Raw genomic sequence first — 19,328 nt, 5'->3', positions numbered from 1 at the left:
GCTATAGACCAGCACGAACATTGATTGACGAAGACAAGCGCTGGCGTGTTTTGATTTCATCTAACTCCGCCATTAATTCTGGCAGCGGTGGAATATTAAAATCGCGCTCCAACAACGTCGGTTTTACACCAAACAGTTCATAGGTTTTGTCGAGCAGATCCCACACCGATGCAATTACCGGTGCGCCATGGGTATCTACCCGCAAATCCTCGGCTTCTTTGTAATGGCCTGCAATATGAATGTAAGCGGTGCGCTCGCCAGGCAAGCTGGATAGGAACTCGTAGGGATCGTAATTATGATTAATGCTGTTAACGTAAATATTATTTACGTCAAGCAAGAGCGCGCAGTCTGCTTTTTTGATGACGGCATTGATAAATTCACTTTCCGTCATTTCCTGCTGTGGTGCGCAATAGTAAGAAGAATTTTCGATGGCAATGCGCTGGCCAAGAATATCCTGCGCTTGCTGGATACGCGCGGCGACATAGTCAACGGCTTCTTCGGTAAAAGGAATGGGCAATAAATCGTAGAGCTGCCCGTCATCGCTGCAATAACTTAAATGCTCGCTGTAATAACGGATACCGTGCTCTTGCATCAGCTTTTTTATTGAGTGTAGCAAATCTGTATTCAGTGGTGCGGGCGAACCAATTGAGAGGGATAAACCATGGCAGACAAACGGAAAACGCTCAGTGTAAGCGCGAAATTTTTTACCAAGACGACCACCGACATTAATCCAATTTTCCGGTGCCACTTCCATAAAATGGATATCGTCTGGCGTGGATTCTTCAAGGGTATTTAGCAGCGTCCGGCGCAGGCCTAAACCTGCACCGACGATTGCAGCAGAATAATCCACCAAAGAATGCGCTGGCATTATTCAGCTTTTTTCTCTTCTTTAGCTTCGTCTTTTTTCTCGGCTTTATCGGCACCACACTTACCTTCACCGCATTTGCCTTCACCACATTTTCCTTCGCCATCCGCTTTTTTATGCTCAGCAGCGCATTTACCTTCGCCACATTTGTGCTCGCCTTCGGCTTTTTTATCCGCGCCGCATTTGGCTTCACCGCACTTGTGCTCGGCATCAGTTTTATCGGCGTTATCCGCTAGGGTATAACCTGCGTTTAACGAGGTGGCAGCAAAGGTGGCATCTGCCGCTGTTGCCATTGGGGCCAACGCCGCCGATGCTACAAAAGCAGCGCCAACCAAAGCAGACAGAGAAGCAATTTTGTTATTCATAATGAACTCCAGCGTGTTATGTGTCGTTAGGGGCTGTTCAAGCCGTAAGAAAACTATCATAGCCAAGGCAGTAGAGCTAGCGGATGCATCCGATTTTATGGACACTCCAACAGCTAACCACCATATGGTTACAGGATAGACTCAACACACCCGGATTTGTTACAAGGGATCAACATTTCTTAACCTTGGGCCTCCAACATGGCCTGCTCCCACTGTTTATCCATCCGCTTATCGGATACCGGAACCTGGGTTTTGAGGGTCTGCGCAAAAAGCGAAATCCGCAACTCCTCAATCCACCAACGGTAATCCATCAGTGCCGTATTCTGCGCCAACCGGTAATCGCCCTCTTTCGCCAGATAATCCACTAGCCGCTGCCAATGCGGCACTATTTCCGTTAGTTGAAGTTTATCTTTTTGCGGGTTCAACGCCGCTTTCTCCAAACGCTGTTGGATGCCGCGCATGTATTTCGGGTATTGCTGCAACCACAGCGCAGGCGTTTTATACACCAATCCGGGATAAAACAACTGCGCTAATTGTTGATTGATATCACTAATCGTAAACGCTAACACCAACATATTTTTTTGTTGCTTGACTTGTTTTTTAACATCAACCAATAATTTCAAACTGCTAACCAGATAGCTCGCCAAATCTTGTGCATAAGCAATTAATTTTTCTTTAATAAGATTAACCCGCTCATCAAAAGCAATTTGGGTGCGAGGTAAATTTTTCTGATCAGGTAAAGCAAGTTGTTTGATCGCCGCCATAATTAAATCGTCGGCCACTTGCTCGCGGTTACCAATACCCGCTAAAGTCAATGCAACCTCTTGCCCTTTCAATAACTCTTTCTGCAAATATTTAACTGTTTGCGCTAGTGACAAATACACCAAACGCGCGAGTCCACGCTGGGTTATATCCAATGCTTGCAATGGATTATCTAACACTTGCAGTGCAACTGAGGATTGCTTGTCAACCAATGCCGGATAAGCGCGAATACTGATTCCACCACGAGGCAATTGAATCGCTTGCGGCAACTCAGCAAAATCCCACGCTACTATGCCATCACGTTCAATATTGGTAGCGGCAGATTGAATATTTTGTTGTACACGTTCGCGATACTTATCGCGCAGTGGCGCCAGTTCGCGGCCACTAGCGATGACCTTGCCTTTGTCATCCACCACATGGATATTAAAGCGGTAGTAATCATCCACGCTGGTTTCAAGCCAAGCCTCTTTGGACACCTCTACACCGGTCAAGCGTTTTAATTGCAGGCCCAGCGCTTCGGTCAAGGGCTTATTGTCAGGTGACAAAGTGGCAAGAATTTTATCCACCACATCAGGCACAGGAACAAAATGTTTGCGCACAGTTTTAGGTAGGGATTTAATCAGGCCGATACATTTTTCACGCAACATACCCGGCACCAACCATTCCAGACGCTGCTCCGGAACTTGATGTAAAACACTCATGGGCACGTGAATGCTCACACCGTCAAAAGCATGGTTTGGTTCAAAATGGTAACTCAGTGGAAATACCATACCGCGCCATTCCAATTCATTGGGAAATTGCGCCTGGGTGATATCACCCGCGCCGTGACGCATCAAAATCTCTCGCGTCAGGAATAATAGTTTCGGATTTTGCTGTTCCGCTTTTTTTCGCCATGCATCAAACCCGGCAAGATTTACCACAGACTCAGGGATGCGCTCGTTGTAAAAATCAAAAATCACCTGCTCATCCACCACGATATCGCGGCGACGCGCTTTGGATTCGAGATCTTCCAGTTCTTTTAACAACTGTTGCTGATGTATAAAAAAGTCTGTGTCAGGATTTTTATTCTGCAAACTTTTCCGTTTGGGGTGTTGGTCATACTGCCCTTCTACCAAAGCCGCGCGAATAAATACTTCGCGACACTGCACTGGATCTATATGGCTATAGCTGACCGATTTTTTCTCAACGATGGTCAAACCATAGAGTGTAATTTTTTCAAACACCATCACCTGGCCGCTGCGGCTATCATAGTGCGGCTCAAAATGCTGGCGTTTCACCAAATGTTCAGCAGCGGCAATGACCCATTCTGGTTCGATTTTGGCAACCGTATGGGCAAACAATTTAGAGGTTTCAATCAGCTCTGCCGCCATAATCCATTTAGGTGTTTTTTTGGCGAGCGATGAACCCGGAAATATTGCAAACTTGCGGTTGCGTGCGCCCAGATATTCGCGCTCTTCATGATTAAAACCCAAATTGCCGAGCAAGCCGGTCAACAATGCCTTGTGCACCGATTCATAATTAGCCGGTTCAGAATTAACGCGAATACCGAGATCTTTCACTGCAACGCACAACTGATGATGCACATCGCGCCACTCGCGCAAGCGCAAATAAGACAGGAATTCTTTTTTGCAGAGTTTGCGCAATTGGTTTTGCGTGAGTTCCTGTCTCTGGGTTTCAAAATAATCCCACAGGTTTACAAAACCGGCAAAATCCGTGTGCTCTGCCCAAAAACGGCGATGACTTTGATCGGCTGCCTGTTGTTTTTCGGCGGGGCGCTCGCGCGGGTCTTGTACTGAGAGCGCACTGGAAATAATTAATAGTTCACGCACACAGGATTGCTCCTGTGCTGATAGCAACATACGGGCAAGGCGCGGATCCAATGGCAATTTACTGAGTTGCTGCCCCACTGGTGTCAGCTGGTTTTTGGCATTGACCGCATGTAATTCTTCCAGCAATTTAAAACCATCGCTAATCAAACGATGATCAGGTGCATCGATAAATGGAAATTTATGGATATCGCCCATGCGCAATTGCAACATTTGCAAAATAACGGCAGCGAGGTTGGTGCGCAAAATTTCTGCATCGGTAAATGCCGGGCGCGAATTAAAATCGTCTTCGCTATACAAGCGGATACAAATACCTTCAGCGACACGACCGCAACGACCTTTGCGCTGATTGGCGCTAGCCTGTGAAACAGGTTCAATCGGTAAGCGCTGCACTTTGGTGCGATAGGAATAGCGGCTGATACGCGCAAAACCCGGATCAATTACATAGCGAATTCCAGGCACAGTAATCGAGGTTTCTGCCACGTTAGTGGCCAATACAATGCGCCGCCCGGTGTGAGGTGCAAATACTTTTTGCTGCTCCGCCAAACTCAAGCGCGCATAAAAAGGAATTACTTCCATATGCGCAAACTGTGCTTTGCGCAGCGCTTCGGCGGCCTCGCGAATTTCGCGCTCACCACTTAAAAAAATGAGTATGTCGCCACCGCGAGCACCCGAACCGGTCTTTTCGTGCAATTCAATTTCGTGTACCGCATCGACGATCGCCGCGTATTGGTCGGGTTCATTTTCACTCTCGTCGCTGCCCTCAAACTCATAGAGTGGACGGTACCAGACTTCAACCGGATAGGTGCGACCGGAAACTTCAATAATCGGTGCGTTATTAAAATGTTGTGAGAAACGTTCGAGATCGATAGTCGCGGAGGTAATAATTAATTTTAAATCAGGGCGTTTGGGGAGAAGTTGTTTTAAATAACCCAGCAAAAAATCGATATTCAAACTGCGCTCATGGGCTTCGTCGATAATGAGCGTATCGTATTTATTCAAATAAGGATCGTGCTGGATTTCGGCCAGCAGAATACCGTCGGTCATTACTTTGATAAGGGTATTTTCATTGGACTGATCACTAAAGCGAACTTGATAGCCCACCTTTTCACCGAGCGTGGTTTTTAATTCTTCAGCGATGCGATTGGCAACGGTATTAGCGGCAATACGGCGCGGTTGGGTGTGGCCAATCAACCCGCTCACACCACGACCGATGGTTAAACAAATTTTGGGGATTTGGGTAGTCTTGCCCGAACCAGTTTCACCCGCCAATACTACTACCTGATTGTTGGCAATAATCTGTGCGATCTCTTCACGTTTTTCGCAGACGGGTAAATTGGGGAATTCAATGTCGAGAGGAACCAGTTGCTGACGACGCGCCACGGCGGCTTGTGAGCGAGCCAATTGGCTATGCCATTTCTCCAAAGCCTGATCATAGGGCTTTTCCGCACGTGCAAGCTTTTCTATTTCGCCCAGCCGGCGCGTGAGATTGTGCCGATCCTGCCCCATCACGTTGACGATGGATTGTTTATAACTTAACCACATATTTGACATATCGACCCAGATTGCTGCATTGGCACCATAAGGATTAAGGGTGCCGGTGACTCTGGGTGGGGATGATACAGCGAGGAAGATTGGTGATTCAAATAATGCTTACCAAAAGCATAAGCTTAACCCCCATCACTAAAACCAGTATTAACATGGAAGGCGGTTTCGGAATAAGTGATAATGAGCGGTATAAAAACCATGAGTTCAACAACATGTCCAATAACAATTTCTTGCCGCCGCTGCACCCACAGTTCCGTTATCGCATTGAGATTGTTGGCAATGAAAAAGTACCTGTATTGGTAATCGATAATTTTTTACACGAAGCGGAAGCTTTATTGGGCTACGCGGTGAAATTTGGCGAGTTTAGCGATGGGACGGATTATTACCCCGGAATACAATCTCATGTACCTGAGTTTTATAGCCAGGCATTGCAAACTTATTTACCCGATATAATTTGTGAAGCGTTTAGCCTTACGCGAGAAAATATCAATTATTCCCAATCTACCTATTCATTGATACTCACTCCACCGGCCCGTTTAGCGTTGCCGCAATCGCGCCCGCATGTCGATACGATTCACAAAGAAAAGCTGGCGTGTGTACATTACCTTTGCACACCAGAAAAAGGTGGTACATCTCTTTATCGGCATAGAGCAACTGGATTTGAACTGCTTTCACCTGAGCGAATGGATATATACGGGGAACATCTTGCAAAAGAGGCGCAGGATACGAGTTGGCATAAAAAATATATTAATGGCTCCAACCAATACTACGAGGAAATTGCCCGTTATGAGTCCAATTTTAATCGTTTGATTATGTACCCTAGTGATGTACTTCACTCCGCATCTATTCCAGAGAACTTCCAGTTCCGCCCCAACCCGATTGTTGGGCGGCTAACGTTAAACAGTTTCGTTTATTTAAAATAATAAAAACGATTAATTCCAATCGCTCGCTTTGCAATAAAAGTCCAAATAATCTTTATGCGTAGGCATTTTTGGCAGGTTTTGATTTACTTGCGTGCGGATTTCCGCAAGAAATTTTACCAAGTCGTCTGCCGGAATTTCATTCGCCACAGGATGATAATTTTCAGGAATTAAACCCTGCCCCACCATGACCTGCAACCAGGAAGCTTCCGAAAATAATTCATAAGATTTAATAAACACCTTGCCTGTCTCGCGGAACATTCTCATGCGGTGTTCAAGTGATTCGGGAATATCCATATTTCTGCAGTATTGCCAGAATGGACTATCGTTTCTGTCAGTTAAATGATAGTGCAGAATGATAAAATCCCGCACGTTCAGAATTTCCACTTTCATCTGCTCATTATATTCGTCCACATCACAAGCTCGAATACCTGCAAATGGAAACATCTGAATCAAGCGAGTGATTCCTCGCTGAATCAGATGGATGCTAGTAGATTCCAGGGGTTCGATAAATCCACTCGCTAACCCCAATGCAACACAGTTTTTATTCCAATGTTTAAGGCGTTGCCCAGTGCGATATTTGATGATTTTTGGTTCAGAAATCAAACGCCCTTGTATATTATCCAACAATAATTTTTTCGCGTCATCGTCAGATATATAACGGCTGCAGTACACCAAACCATTACCTACCCGGTGCTGCAACGGAATTTGCCATTGCCACCCTGAAGCATGAGCGATAGAACGAGTGTAAGGTACAGGGTCACGCACTGATTCAGTCTGCACAGCCACAGCACTATCGCACGGCAACCAATGTGACCAATCTTCATAGCCCGTATGCAACGCTTGTTCGATAAGTAACCCCCTGAAACCAGAACAATCAATAAAAAGATCGCCTTCAACTATGTGGCCAGATGCCAATTCAATGGATTTAATATAGTCATCTTTATCCAGAGAAACATTGGTAACCTTACCCTCAATGCGAGTCGCACCTGCCTGCTCTGCTATGTTGCGCAAAAATTTCGCATAGAATCCGGCATCAAGATGGTAAGCGTAATTGAGCGACGCATTGGGCATGTGCGCAAATTTATTATGCTCTGCTGCTTTGTGCTCCAGCGAATAATCACCCAAAGGATGGTTAACGCCCAACTCCTTTCCACGCAGCCAAAAATGCTGAAAACTTGCTGCCCAAGTGTCTTTACCTGGTGTACCAAACATATGGAAGTAGTTTTCGTTAACGTTTTTCCAGTTTTCAAAAGAAATCCCTAGTTTGATACTGCCCTTAACAAACGCAAGAAATTCCTGTTCATTTATTTCAAGATAGCGATTTAACAATATTAAAGGAGGTACAGTAGCTTCACCAACACCAACGGTTGAAATTTCATCTGACTCAATCAAGGTAACAGAAATACTTTTCCCTAATAATTTAGCGAAAGAAGCTGCTGCCATCCAACCCGCGGTGCCACCGCCAACAATCACCACGTTTTTTACTGCTTGACCACCGATCATAGTATTACCAAAAATAGTTAAACATTTATTATCTGGATGAATGACTCATCTGTTTAATTGATTCAGCAGTCGTGCTCGAATTTTTCGGGCATTATCATCTGTCAAATCGCCAATCGCACCTTGGGCTTGTTCAGGTATATGAGCAAAGTCTTCTTTGTTGTAATCAAAAATATAATGATCAAAGATCATTTTCCAGGCAGAACGTTGCTCAGGTGGAAGATCGCGAATTGATAGCACTGCATTAAAAAGTGCGTTTACCGGCTTCCCAAAAAATCCGGGGGCACCTTTAAACCAATAGTTAACCAGTACATTTACAGAATCCAAACTTTCAACATGGTGCCACCACATACTGGGAATAAATAACCCATCACCGGGCTCCAAATCTGCAATCTGTGCATAGGGTAATGCATCTTTAAATTTCGGAAATTTTTCGAAATCGGGATTATAAAAATCCACCAGACTAATGGCTTGCCCGGCAGGTGTTTTATCCAAAGGGCCAACATACAAATTTTCCATCTGTTCAAATGGAAACAGGGTAAAACGGCGATGCCCGACAACCGAGCAAGCAATATTCAACGGACTATCCCAATGGGCAGCGATGCGGCATTTGTTGGAAATCCAAATACTGACCAACGGATTGTGCTCGCCCAAAGCGATATCATTCTCTGCACGAAACCCCGGTAAGTATTGATCGACCGATGTAGAACCTATGTAAATCGTGGGGGGGGCGGAATTTTCGGCGTGTTGACGCAATTGTTTTAATGCAAAATCCAATTTTGTCGAGACAGAATCATAATTAAACCCTGTGAGGGTTTCATCGTAAAAAATGCGACCGTTATTTTCAGGTTTACCTAAAAAGGCTACCACCTCTTGGCCTTCGTAAAATTTCAACAAGTACTTTTCAACTTCCTCAAGAGAAGCTAAACCAGCTTGTGCAATTGGCCAAGAGGATGCCAAACCTTTCAAAATCAACGGTTCCGATGAAGCCAATACTTCATCGGGGATTTTATCAGGCGTGCAGCCTTCAATAACCTTCACTTTTTTATCAATGTTAATCATAAAAACAACTTGGCGATGTTGGTTATTGGCTTGACAACCTCGCCTCAACACGGGCAATTAATTTGATGACATTGGAATGAGAAGCCAACACCATATAGATGCACTCCATAAAACCTTTGGTGTGCAAATCTGCTACTGCACCACCTGCCAAGCCACTAAGCTTGTCTTCGTTAATGGTGTAAAGCCCTGCAAGATTATTGCGCTCGCCGTTTTTCAGTGTGATCTCAAGTGTGACCACTTCCAACAGTTCATATGCCAATAGCACATCAATAAATTGGTCATTTAATTCTGTTCCATATTGGATGTACTCCAACAAATCCACTATAGATTCCAAATAAGGAGAGTAGCCACCATGCGGTAAAAATACTGGCTCTCCTACCGCTTCATTGACACGCGGGCTATCCATATCGACATACACCATACGGTTTGGCTGATTACCTTCGCCCGGTTTAGGTGGCTGCACTCCAATTAAAAAAGGCCGTCTTCTTACTGAGGCTGGAACATATTGCGCATCCCACCCCTTTTCAGATAAAAAAAGATTTTCATTTTGGCGAAGTCCCATTAATGCAATAGGGATAAACTTTCCAGTTTCTGCATTTTTCTGAAAAAATATGGGGTATTCATTTTGGATTGCACGGAACTCTTGCGGAAATGTCACAACAGATCTTTCATTATCGCCAAACTGCACGGTGTTATCGCGAATCACACGCAGATTTTTATGGGCAACGTTATTTAATAAAGCAAAATTAGGCATGATATCTCCCGGATAAAGCGTTTCCGCTATCGTTATAATTGGGCTTAAATGGTTTGCAGCCCATGTTGTTTTATTTTGTTGATCAGATCGCGATTAGGCTGTAATACTTTTTTTAATTGCTGGATGTACTGGGCATTTTCTATAAACAACGCTTCCGCCTTCCTCAAATTTTTATCATATAGGCGCTTGCTATTGCCATGCGCGCTGCTATCTGCAGCCACGACATCTGTAGTGCTTTGCATACCATAATAGATATATTGATAGCTGGCCGATGGAAACATTTCCTCGCGCCGTATTTCATCGTGCACCCAGGGAGACTGCACTTTCCACAACGCTAACAATTCATGCAAGCTATCGGGAATAGTGCCCGCAAGACAGTTGTCGCGCCAGTATTCAGTATCGGTGCGTTTTGTTAGCACGTAATGCAACTTTAGAAAATCGACTATCTGTTTCCAGTGATGATGTAGCGTATTATTGAATCGTTTAGCCACAATATCCATCGCACTGCGATTAGCAGGAAACTGCTCAGCAATCATTTTTGCCGAGAGTTCGATTAATACCAGTGCGGTCGCTTCCAATGGCTCTATAAAACCGGCAGACAGACCAATTGCAACGCAGTTCTTATGCCAGAAAATATTGCGGTGCCCCGGATTAAATGAAATTTTCCTAACGGATAACTCTTCCGCCATTTTTTCACCCACCGTAGGGGCGATGTATTTACGTAACTCGCGCTCAGCAAGCTCATCAGTAGTATAGTTACTTGAAAAAACATGGCCTATGCCACGACGTGACTGCAAACCTATATCCCAAATCCATCCATGGGTTTGCGCCGTTGATAGCGTATGCGATGCTATAGCATCGGCTCCCTCTGCGTAAGGGATCTGAACAGCAAGGGCGGAGTCATTAAAAAGGACATTTTTTTGTGATAAAAATGGAATGTTGTAATGTTTTCCGAGCAGCAATGAGGACAACCCTGTGCAGTCAATAAACAGATCACCAACAACCTTACCTTGGGTATCCGTATTTACCGATTGAATATCACCATTTTCATGAGAATTAATTGCGGTGACATTTGCACTAATGTAAGTAACACCTAATTTTTCAACGCAGTGCTTATGCAAAAATGGCGCAAATTTTCCTGCGTCCAAGTGATATCCGTAATTTAATACAGCAGCAAACTCTGCTGTGGTGATTTGTTTGGGTGCACAACCCAAATCGCACATGACTGCCTGTGGGCAAACTGCATTTGCAAAAGCAATTTTATCTTTAAAGGGCAACCAAAAAGGTGCCAGATTAATTTCATGGTATTTGGCCGGCAGCGTGAAAGGATGATAATAATCATCGTCTTTTGACAAACTCGTCCAGCGCGAAAATTTTGAGCCTTGTTTAAAACTGGCATCGCACTCGCGGAAAAAATCCGTTTCCGATATGCCCATTGATTGCAAAGTTGCGCGCATGGTAGGCCAAGTGCCTTCACCAACGCCAATAGGAGCGACATCAGGGGATTCTATGAGGCTTACATGAACATGAACCGGGCTTGACGCTGCAATAATGCCCGCCGCTAACCAACCTGCGGAGCCCCCGCCCACTATTACAACCCGGGTTATATGATCAGTCATAAACGCCCTATAAATTGCTAATCTTTTTTATTGGTAAGCAGCATATACAGAAATAAGACTAACGCAAACGGTTAAAAAAGCCGCTGTTCCCAGCGGCTTTTCCGGTTTTAACTCCAACTCCACATATTAGAAGCTGTAACGAACACCCAGGTTGTAACGAGCACCGGTTTCCCAGTAATTGCGCACCAGATTCTCATGACGACTGTATTGACGCATGGTTTCGTCAGTCAAATTCAACGCCTCTAAAGAGACCGTCAAATTATCAGTGAAGTCATAGCTCACGCTCGCATCCACTTGACCGTACTCTTCAGTGTAAACAGGGTTTGAACCCGCGCTGTCGCCAATGCTAGCCAGGAAGCTGTCACGCCAGTTGTATGCGATACGCACTTGCAAACCATCTTTATCATAGAAACCGATAAAGTTAGCCGAGTCGCTTAAACCAAAAATCGCAAACTGAGTCGCTTTTGACAGGTTATCGTACTCGGTATCGGAATCCACTTTAGTGGCGTTAGCCTGGAAGCCAAAACCAGACTCACCGAAGGTGTGCTGGAGAGCAAGTTCAACACCGTCTAACGATGCGTCTTTGTTGTTAACGGGGCTGTTAACTTCAAATGGCAAAATTGGATCTTCTGCTAATGCGAATATGTGACCCGTCGCCGGATTCACACTCGCAGGGTAGTTCTGCAGAATGTAATTCTGAATTGCAAGCAGATCAGTACCAACCGCTGCAACTGCCGCTTTCCATCTTGGACCATTCACTGGCGTATGGAAACCGCTGTTGGGCAGTGGCAATTTGTCAGTGCCAATAAAATCAACTACGTCTTTCTTGAATACCCCAAGAGACACATAGCTCGCATCTGCGTAGTACCATTCAGCAGAGATATCGTAGTTGGTTGACTCTAACGGATCCAAATCCGGGTTACCGGCTGAAGCTTCTCCCATTGCAATACGTGGTGCAGTATTCCAAACAAACCCACCTTTGATGTCATTGTAGTTTGGACGCGCAATCGTTTTGCTGAAAGACGCACGAGCTTTAACGTCATCTGTCAGTGCAATGTCGAAATCAACATTGGGCAATGTTTTGGAGTAATCGCCGTAAGTTGTCTCATCGTTGCTGCCTGATGGTAATAGCGCATACTCGTTACCACCATTCCAACGAATGTACGGAGTATAGGTAGACAGGTATGAAGACGACTCAACATCAGTCGTTTCATAACGTACACCTACGGCCAAGTTTGCTGGCATACCAGCAATATCTTGCTTGAAGCTCGCTTGTAAATAAGCAAAATCAGATGTTTCGATAGTTGATTGATCCGCAAAACCATCGTTTGCTTTGGTCGGATCATAAGATGTGCAATATGCTCTTGGGCAATCACCGCCATCTGTTCCATACAACTCGGCACCAATCGCCAACAAATCATTCCAGTTGCCGTGAATGAAATTGTTTTGGAATCCAGAGTTTCCAGTCGCACCGTTGTCAAAATATTTGGAGAACTGGTCAATCTTCCAATAAGAGGTGGGAATATCACCTATACCGTTGGCTCCCTGTACACCATTCCAACTACCTTGGTTTTGCGCTTGAACACCCAAGTTAAAGTAGTGGTTAGTGATTTCATTCGTACCGACACCCGCTTTGATGTTATCGATGAAACTATCATCAAATGTATAAGTGCCTTTCAACTGGTACTCGTCTACAGAGGAGTCCTGCAGCTGCACACGGAATACGTTGTTAGTCAATTGCGCACGGGAAACATCCGGAATAGCCCCAGTGCGACCATCCTGATAACCCACATTGAGGATTGGGAAGTCACCAGTGAAGTCGACGTTGGCACGGTAGTTATCAAACACACCCATGTTAAAGGTGTTGCCGTTGCCCCACTTGCCATTTGGACCTGAGAATGAGGTCGAATTATGACCGTCAAATTCAACAGTCAAATTGTCAGTGGCATCCCATTTAGCATTCAAACCAGCTGACTTGAGGTTTGACTCGGCCAAATTGTAGTTCAAGGAGTTATCGAGTTCGTGCCAACCAGTATTTTCAGTGTAAGAAACTGGGTAAGCCGGGTTGGTATCACTCCACTCAACATCTACACCGCTTGCACGAGTGAACCACATCCCACTTGAAAAACGATTGGTTTCGGTTTCTTGCTGCACGTACAAGTAATCCGCCGTAACCGTCAATTGCTCAACAGGTTGATATTGCAGCGTAAACTGGCCATTTAAGCGTTTACGATTAACTTCGGTCACTGAATAACCAATGTTTACCGGAATCGCGTAAGCACGATCACCGCTGGGTTTTTCACTATCCGGTACGCCAGCCCAGTCACCACCGTCTTTGGTGTGAGAGAACCATCCACCAACGTTGGCGTTACGGTCACCACTGTTACGCTCCTGATAACTACCAGTCAGGGCAATACCGATAGTGTCGTCGGCAAACGTATTGCTGAACAAACCAGATACTTCCGGAGTCAAGTCGTCTTCCATTACAGAAGACTCATCCTTTACTGCTTTAGCACCCACAACAGCCTTCAAGCCCGGGCTACTAAGCGGGCGAGGAGTCGTGATGTTAATTAATGCACCCATACCACCGGATTGCACATCAGCACGGCCGCTTTTGTAAACTTGTACACCTGAAATACCCTCAGAAGCCAAGTTTGCAAAATCAAATGAACGGCTGGTACCGAAAGATGAAGCCGGCATTTGACGGCTGTTCAGGGTTACCAGATTGTAGTCACCTGCCAAACCACGAACAGTTACTTTACTACCCTCACCGTTTACGCGGTCAATAGACACACCGGGAATACGTTGCAGGGATTCCGCGAGGTTGGCATCAGGCATCTTACCGATGTCTTCGGCAGAGATAGCATCTACTACGCCGACTGCCTCGCGCTTCACATCCATTGCACGCTGTAATGAGCCTTTAATACCGGTAACAACAACTTCTTCTACGCTACCGTCTTGTGCAAGTACTACGCCACTGAACCCGGCCAAAGCGTAGGTTGCGATAGCGCTCGCGATGATCTTCTTCTTAAAGTTGATTGGTCTTTGCATGAACTTATCCTCAAACCGTTTATTGTTATCGTAACCTGCTGTGCGGGATCACTCTCCTGGAGTAGATGTCCTGGGATTGCCGTATCCCTTAGCCAGTTACCATACTGGTCTTGCCTTTGTAGTAGGCTGGTCGCTTAAAGCTTCTCAGCCCATTACATAGTCACAAGTTCGCGTCAAACCAGCGTCCTAGTAAGGCACTAATGTTCAACATGGGAAGTTCAGTTAATTAAATTTATTTAAATCACCCTAAAACAGTCATAAAAATCAAGTAGTTAAAATAAAATTCAACGCCAATTTCACTAGTAAAAATTTGTAGCGAATTTACTCACATCCCAGTTTTACGACAGAGTTCTAACAAAAAATCCCTAGTTGTACGCCTAATTTTTAAACAATAAAAAACCCGGCAAGCCGGGTTTATCAGATATAAAAGATAATCTACTTCAACACGAGAGTGCGATTTACTCTAGCAAACTGCGCAGCATCCAAGCTGTTTTTTCGTGAAGCTGGATTCGCTGGGTTAGCAGATCAGCGGTGGCTTCATCACTAGCAGCTTCAACTGAGGGATATAGCGAGCGCGCTGTGCGCACCACTGCTTCTTGACCCTCTACTAGCAGACGGATCATGTCTTTAGCAGCAGGGACCCCATCTTCCTCTTTGATGCTGCTGAGTGCGGCGTATTGTTTATAGGTTCCAGGCGCAGGAAATCCTAAAGAGCGGATGCGCTCAGCCACCAAATCTACCGCCAGTGCCAATTCGTTGTATTGGGTTTCAAACATCAGGTGCAGTGTTTGGAACATAGGGCCGGTAACATTCCAATGGAAGTTGTGGGTTTTTAAATAGAGGGTGTAAGTATCAGCCAATAAACGTGACAACCCTTGGGCAATCTCCTCGCGATGTTGCTGGGAAATACCGATATCAATATTCATAAGCGGCTCCTTATTAACCTACTTGTTTATTAATAGTAACAACATGATTTGAAATGACTATAGATACGGATCAAACCCTCAGCCATTTGCTTTTGCCTATGGCGGGGATTGCAAAAAATGGTTCACCTTTGAATATACCCCATAAGCACCCAATCGCGGCCACGGGTGCGATAAGTATTGTAAGTACGGAGAATATCTTCAGGGCAGTGTGATGGGTTTTGCACAAAACCCAATGCAGCGTAAAAATCACCCAGGTGTGGAAGAGCAAAACAATAGCAGCGGCGCGGAGTCAAATCAGGCAAGAGTTTCAGCATTAACCAGGTTGCTATGCCCTGCCCGCGCCAATCGCTCGCGACCAACAAATTGCGCATCCAGTAATGCCCTGAACTTTGCGGTACCAAGCGAGCCGCAGCGATAAAGGCTCCATCTTTATCAGCCATAGCATAAACACGCTCATTCACACCGCATTTTACTTTGTAACCCTGGGCGCGATAGAAACGGTCAACCAGTGCGAAACGCTCTGACTCAACCGGTTGAAAAACACAGGATTTATCACCAGTAGATAGAAAAACGGAATCAATTACAGACATAAGGGAGTTTATTTTTTGTTGCTATCGGAATCATCCAAATTATCCAATGGAAATAAATTATCCGCCATCAAATCGTCAGACATACTCATCTCCGAACCCGACATATCTCCCATAGGTATATGTGCCGTCTGGTCATCCGAGACATCAATAGCCGTTTTTTTGGCCGCGTCTTTTTTCAAACTACCGGAATCCGTTGCAAGCGTTTTTTCAATTTCTGCCAATTCATCTTTATTGCCCTTGCCTGCGATCAGGCGATAGGCAACGTACCCCAGCACCAACACCAACAAATTGCCAATACCGATACTGATATACAGCAATAAATTATCCGACTCCTCTTCAGCTTCAGGCTCTTTTTCAGTTGCAGGATCCGCTGCAGCAGCGGGTTCGCTAGCTACCGATGAAGACGCCTCACTTACTGGTTGTTCAGCAGCAAGAACGCTTGCCTCATCCGGAAAATAGAATTGATCTGCTTTGATGGTTTCGGTCAGTGGGCTGCCATCAATTTGCATACCTTCAACTTGCAGCACAATGTCATAACGCGCTACCTGCACCGGCGTAAATGAGAACTCCCAGTGATCTTTACCAATCGTGTTTAGCTGCCGCTCCAGGTTATTGTCTTTGGAGTTTTTAATTACGGCAGTCACTTTGGTCTTGTCTACATCAACCGTTTCCAGATCAGCGGTTAGTGTGTACATGTAGGTCTTTTTACCATCAGCCTCATCTACGCGCTTTTCCAGCTTAAATGCTGAATCAGTAATATTGACGTGATGGACAAATTCGCGCTTGAAGGTTTTTCCATCGATCACGACAGTGACATCGTACTCCCCTTCATTGCCAAAACCGTTTAGGGAATGCTGGAAGATACCATCGGCAGACGCAGCGGTTGCCAAATCAATTTCCGTTACTTCATGGGAGGCTTGATTGGAAACCAATGCCTTACCGGTCAACAAATCCAGAAAATCTTTATTGGTAATCGTTTGACCATTCTCTTGAAACGAATAGGCAAGATCCAATGCCTGATTGGATTTAATGTTGCTTTTCAGAGGTGCAACAACTAGCTGTAAATTACTCACTACCGTAACGCGGCTATTGGGCGCCATATCAGTTTTGACTTTCCACTGACCGGGAACAGGCTGCTGCACAGTGATCAAGTCATATTTACTGGTGCGATACCAATTGACATTATTCTGCGGGTCGGTGCCGCTGTACTCTTTGCCATCAGGTGCAACAATAATTGTTGCAGGTACCTCGGCGCGACGAAAAATCAGCGCGGTAAATTCCTGAATGCTGGCATCTACCAGAAAACCATTTTCATCGAGCGGGACACGTTCAGCAGGAACAGCTTGATCAAATATTCGCAAAAAAGTACTCATCAACTCATCGGCAGTATCGGCAACTTCAAAAATACCGTCGGTGGCGATGGACAATTTCTTCATCAACTCCTGATCCGCATCTCCTGACAGCGCGATAGTGTGTATGCGGTAGTCAGAGGCTTTTAAGCGCGGTAACAATTCAGTCAGTACACGTTTGCGTTCATTTAAATTGACGACAGCTTCTTTGCTGATATCCACTACACCATCAGTCAATAAAATAATATTGCGGCGATAATCTTGCGCAGGCGTTGCGAAATCTTCAGTCGCTTTTTCAAGTGCTGCACCGATATTGGTAAACATGGCAACCGAATTAATCGTTGCCGCTTTTTGAGCACCTTCGCTGCGCCACTGTGGATCTACGACGCGGTGCGGCATCAACATATTGACCGACTGGCCAAAAGTCCACAGGCCTGCTTTGCTCGCGTCGGGCAATAGCCGCACAATTAAATCTACCGCCGGTTTGCGCAAATTCTCCGGATCGGTTTTTTTCATACTGCCGGATATATCAATAATGACCCGAACATCAGCTGGGAGGGGTTTGGTCAGTTCATCCGCGGATGCCGTAGCGGCAACCAATAGCAGGCAGGACATTAATATACGAACAAGAAGTTGCATGAGAGTTCCCATAAATAATCGCTCTGCGCGCAAGCCGCTGAACCTGCAACTTTTTTGCGCTCATATCGCCATTAGTTATAGCAGCTCATCGCCAATTCGCCATTTTGGGCAATCGGGACTTTTGTAAAAAGTGGTTCACCAAAAACCAAAAAGCCAGCGCTATGGCTGGCTTTTGATTGCACTAAACAAATTGAATAAGGCTTAACGGACGGCGCGGATCGGCTCTTCATGCAGCAACTCATCGCGCGCAATACGCTCCTCGCGGCTTAAGTTGCGGGTACTGGCGGTACGGCGGGTATTGGGGGAATAATCGTAATCGTCCTGCATTTCTGGATGCACATAACCTTTTGTAGATTGACCGTTGCGATAACCTTGTTCGCTTGATGCATGAGTTTTACTACGCGTTAGTAATTGATAGATCAATGAGAGAATCAAGGCACCAATCCAAAAACCCAGCATGAGTTTCAGCACGGGTTTGATAATGATAAAGCCGCCATCCAAATACCCAAACACGAGCGTATAAATCGCAGGTGCCATGGTCATGGTTTCTGCATCAATGGCATAAGGGGTGAATAAAATCACCATTACCGTAATAACAAAAAAATGCACCCAGGCGCGCCCTGCACGGCGAAATAGTAACCAGGTCGCTAGGCTGCAGCCAACTGCGCCGATCAGGTACATCATCCAGGCATATTGATAGTCAGTTATATTTTCCACAATCAAGTCTCCTTTCGGCCCATCATCTGTGACCGCGGTCGATTAATTAACCCAACGTACAACATGGTCTTCCAAATCATCCGGATCGACGGTGTTTTCATGCACAACACGGCCACGCACGGATATACCGGCAGTGTGCACTGATTCAGGGTCACCCGAAATCAGTGGATGCCAATCAAACAGGGGAATTCCCTCAGCCACCAGGCGGTAGGCACAGGTTTCCGGCAACCAGTAAGTATCTTGCACGCTTGCAGGAGTCAGCACTGCGCAAGCTTCCACCAGACGCTGACGCTCAGTGTATTCCTGACAGCGGCAAGTGTCATGATCCAGATAGCGACAGGCGACTTTGGTGTAATACACATCGCCAGTGTCTTCATCTTCCAGTTTATGCAGGCAGCACTTGCCGCAGCCGTCGCAGAGGGATTCAAACTCCTCTGAAGACATCTGCGCAAGCGTCTTAGCCAGCCAAAAAACCTGTTGTGCCATTGTTGCCTATCCAAATAAATAACAAGAATGCCCGAATTAATGCCCCGACAATTTGGAATTAAGCGCGCGTAAACGCTCTGCTTCCGGGTCGCGCTCATTGCGCGGTGGCAACTGCAAATAGAAGCCCTTTTCCTCAAGACTTTCTGCCACCTTCTCTACACTTGCATGTGCCAGTTTTTTGCCGGGAGTTAACAGCAACACCATCGCTTGTTGTGGTTTACCAAACACTTTTAGCAGCTCTTCCGGCACCTTACTAAGGCCTTCTTCCTTTTTTACGTAGAGGTACATACCCTCTTCTTTAGGACTGCGGTAAATTTCGCAAATAATTTTCATAAATAATAGACGT

The 19,328-nt window shown here is 45.6% G+C and carries 15 protein-coding genes; 1 reads left to right on the top strand and 14 read right to left on the bottom strand.

Annotation, left to right across the window (positions count from 1 at the left end):
- Position 1: 1 nt before the first annotated feature.
- From B4E62_RS01495 to hrpA, 3 genes are all read right to left on the bottom strand, one after another.
- On the bottom strand, positions 2–868 hold the full coding sequence (locus tag B4E62_RS01495) for a DUF692 domain-containing protein (protein ID WP_331350782.1): 867 nt from the start codon (positions 866–868) through the stop codon (positions 2–4).
- Entirely contained in the window at positions 868–1,230 is a 363-nt protein-coding gene (locus tag B4E62_RS01490; RefSeq protein ID WP_310072003.1) for a hypothetical protein, read from the bottom strand. Before B4E62_RS01490 ends, B4E62_RS01495 begins: the two co-directional genes overlap by 1 nt.
- A gap of 179 nt (positions 1,231–1,409) precedes the next feature.
- Positions 1,410–5,372 (bottom strand): ATP-dependent RNA helicase HrpA, encoded by a 3,963-nt coding sequence (gene hrpA / locus B4E62_RS01485; protein WP_331350781.1) that lies wholly within the window; start codon positions 5,370–5,372, stop codon positions 1,410–1,412.
- A gap of 206 nt (positions 5,373–5,578) precedes the next feature.
- Here hrpA and B4E62_RS01480 point away from each other — a divergent pair, with 206 nt between their 5' ends.
- Positions 5,579–6,289: a DUF6445 family protein gene (locus B4E62_RS01480; RefSeq protein ID WP_331350780.1), complete on the top strand. Its 711-nt coding sequence runs from the start codon at positions 5,579–5,581 to the stop codon at positions 6,287–6,289.
- A 9-nt stretch (positions 6,290–6,298) separates the two neighbouring features.
- Here the strand turns inward: B4E62_RS01480 and B4E62_RS01475 are convergent, their stop codons facing one another.
- From B4E62_RS01475 to B4E62_RS01425, 11 genes are all read right to left on the bottom strand, one after another.
- Positions 6,299–7,792, bottom strand: a complete 1,494-nt coding sequence (locus tag B4E62_RS01475) for a tryptophan halogenase family protein (protein ID WP_331350779.1) — start codon at positions 7,790–7,792, stop codon at positions 6,299–6,301.
- A gap of 45 nt (positions 7,793–7,837) precedes the next feature.
- The gene (locus tag B4E62_RS01470; RefSeq protein WP_331350778.1) at positions 7,838–8,851 is read right to left on the bottom strand and encodes a cupin-like domain-containing protein; all 1,014 of its coding nucleotides are present in this window, start codon (positions 8,849–8,851) and stop codon (positions 7,838–7,840) included.
- Between the two features lie 22 nt (positions 8,852–8,873).
- The gene (locus tag B4E62_RS01465; RefSeq protein WP_331350777.1) at positions 8,874–9,605 is read right to left on the bottom strand and encodes a SapC family protein; all 732 of its coding nucleotides are present in this window, start codon (positions 9,603–9,605) and stop codon (positions 8,874–8,876) included.
- A 44-nt stretch (positions 9,606–9,649) separates the two neighbouring features.
- Complete coding sequence (locus tag B4E62_RS01460; RefSeq protein WP_331350776.1) at positions 9,650–11,224, bottom strand: tryptophan halogenase family protein; 1,575 nt, start codon at positions 11,222–11,224, stop codon at positions 9,650–9,652.
- 126 nt (positions 11,225–11,350) lie between these two features.
- The gene (locus B4E62_RS01455; protein WP_310071992.1) at positions 11,351–14,275 is read right to left on the bottom strand and encodes a TonB-dependent receptor; all 2,925 of its coding nucleotides are present in this window, start codon (positions 14,273–14,275) and stop codon (positions 11,351–11,353) included.
- A 458-nt stretch (positions 14,276–14,733) separates the two neighbouring features.
- Positions 14,734–15,201, bottom strand: a complete 468-nt coding sequence (locus B4E62_RS01450) for a Dps family protein (protein WP_310071991.1) — start codon at positions 15,199–15,201, stop codon at positions 14,734–14,736.
- A gap of 122 nt (positions 15,202–15,323) precedes the next feature.
- Complete coding sequence (locus B4E62_RS01445) at positions 15,324–15,791, bottom strand: GNAT family N-acetyltransferase (protein WP_310071989.1); 468 nt, start codon at positions 15,789–15,791, stop codon at positions 15,324–15,326.
- A gap of 8 nt (positions 15,792–15,799) precedes the next feature.
- Complete coding sequence (locus B4E62_RS01440) at positions 15,800–17,779, bottom strand: vWA domain-containing protein (protein ID WP_331350775.1); 1,980 nt, start codon at positions 17,777–17,779, stop codon at positions 15,800–15,802.
- Between the two features lie 201 nt (positions 17,780–17,980).
- Positions 17,981–18,496 carry a hypothetical protein gene (locus tag B4E62_RS01435; protein WP_310071986.1) on the bottom strand — a complete coding sequence of 172 codons (516 nt, stop codon included), beginning with the start codon at positions 18,494–18,496 and terminating at the stop codon, positions 17,981–17,983.
- Positions 18,497–18,538: 42 nt separating this feature from the next.
- Positions 18,539–18,982, bottom strand: coding sequence for a YcgN family cysteine cluster protein (locus B4E62_RS01430; RefSeq protein WP_310071982.1), 444 nt, complete (start codon positions 18,980–18,982; stop codon positions 18,539–18,541).
- 36 nt (positions 18,983–19,018) lie between these two features.
- The gene (locus B4E62_RS01425) at positions 19,019–19,315 is read right to left on the bottom strand and encodes a YcgL domain-containing protein (RefSeq protein ID WP_310071980.1); all 297 of its coding nucleotides are present in this window, start codon (positions 19,313–19,315) and stop codon (positions 19,019–19,021) included.
- Positions 19,316–19,328: the final 13 nt, after the last annotated feature.

This window comes from Cellvibrio sp. UBA7671 (genome assembly GCA_002483145.1).
Taxonomy (GTDB): Bacteria; Pseudomonadota; Gammaproteobacteria; order Pseudomonadales; family Cellvibrionaceae; genus Cellvibrio; species Cellvibrio fibrivorans.
Note: the sequence above shows the minus strand (reverse complement) of the source record. Positions and strands in the feature narration are given on the sequence as shown.